This is a genomic window from Mycobacterium sp. 852013-50091_SCH5140682 (assembly GCF_001665685.1).
Taxonomy (GTDB): domain Bacteria; phylum Actinomycetota; class Actinomycetes; order Mycobacteriales; family Mycobacteriaceae; genus Mycobacterium.
This window is the reverse complement of record NZ_LZTB01000121.1, coordinates 1-1,625: the sequence shown is the minus strand read 5'-3', so window position 1 is coordinate 1,625 and position 1,625 is coordinate 1. Positions and strand designations below refer to the sequence as shown.

Genomic DNA, 1,625 nt, shown 5'->3' with positions numbered 1-1,625 from the left:
CGAGCGTGCGTAGTAAGTGAGCTATGGCGCGTGTTGATGGGAGTTACGGCGACGTCCTCCTGCTGTTGTTGAAGGGCTTGGTGTCCCAAAAACAGCGAGGAGGACGTCGTGTCCAAGGGTAGTGGGTTGTCGCGTGGTGACAAGCGTCGTAATGCACGGTTGACCCGGTTGCGGGGGTTGGTTCCGGTCGAGCATGCGATCGTGGGGATCGATCTGGCCGATGTGAAGCAGGTGGTGGTGCTGGCCGATCATGACTCGCGGGTGTTGGTCCGTAAGCGGGTGTCGGTCAAGGCCTGGGATTTGGGTCCGGTGTTGGACTGGGCCGCTCGGCAGGCCCATGAATTGGGTTTTGCTGGCGTGACGGTGGGTTGTGAGCCCACCGGGCATCGGTGGCGGGTGCTCAATGAGCTTGCGACCCAACGCGGTATGGCGTTTGTGTGTGTGAATCCGATGCTGGTGGGCCGGGCTCGCGAATCGGAGGATTACACCCGCGATAAGAGCGACGACAGGGATGCGGTGCTGATCGCGCGGCTGGTGGCCCAACTGCACTGTTATGTCCCTGAATGGGCCGATGAAACCTGGGCGCGGCTACGGCAGTTGGGGGCGCGTCGGGAGCGGTTGGTCACCGAGGCCACCGCGTGTGTGCAGCAGCTGGGTGATCTACTCGAGTGTGCGTGGCCGGGGGTACTTGATGCCGCGGCTAAGCCGTTTGAGTCGATGAACTGGTGTGCGGCTCTGGCCGTGGTGTTGGGCCGCTGTGATGGTCGGCCAGAGAAACTGAGCCGCCTGGGGCTGGCGCGGTTTGAGGCCGCGGTGCGCCGCGAACTGCCCCGCTGGGGCGGGTCTCGGATTCGGCGGGGGATCGTCGAAGGGGTGTTTGTCGCGCTGGTCGACCCCACCGGCGTGTGGGCGCAGCGGCGCGGTGCACTCGAACGAGCCGGCTGGGTGTTGGACGATTGGCATACCGCTAAAGCGCGTCTGGTCGAGGTGGAAACCCGCATGGTCGACGTGCTCGACACGTTGGAGCTGACCGAGCTGGTCACCAGCATCCCGGGCATCTCCGCAGTCGGTGCGGCCGCAATGTTGGCCGAAACGGGTGATCCCGCCCGTTTCGACAGTCCCCGCGCCCTGGTCAAACACGCCGGGCTGTGTCCCCGTGACAACGCCAGTGGCGCTTTTAGCGGTCGATCACGGATCTCGCGGCGGGGTCGACCCGGGCTGCGGCTGGCTGCCTGGCGTGCGGTGTGGGGTGCGCTGGCGCATAACCCGGTGATGGCCGCGCGCTACCGTTATCTGACCACCCGCCAAGACAATCCGCTCACCGACGGCCAAGCCCGCGCAGCCATCGCTGCGGCGTTGCTGCGCTGGCTGCACGTCACCACCACCCGGAAAGTGCGCTGGGATGCCACCCGCGCCGGCGCCGAGGTGATGCCGATCGCTGCCTAACCAGCGCACCCCAATGACCACGGTTGGGGCCAAGCTCCACACGTGCCTGAGGCACCACCACGGTGACCTCGACAGACACCATGAGCAGGCCCCGCCCGTCCTCACCGAACTCGGTTGAACGCAGTCGGGTACCAACCCGCTTGACGAACTACGTTGAGACGAGGACCGGGCCGGCCACC

The 1,625-nt window shown here is 65.8% G+C and carries 1 protein-coding gene; it reads left to right on the top strand.

The genetic code is table 11. From position 1 onward, the window contains the following. Positions 1 to 108 precede the first annotated feature (108 nt). Positions 109 to 1,446, top strand: coding sequence for an IS110 family RNA-guided transposase (locus tag A5784_RS31780; protein WP_082945210.1), 1,338 nt, complete (start codon positions 109 to 111; stop codon positions 1,444 to 1,446). Positions 1,447 to 1,625 lie beyond the last annotated feature (179 nt).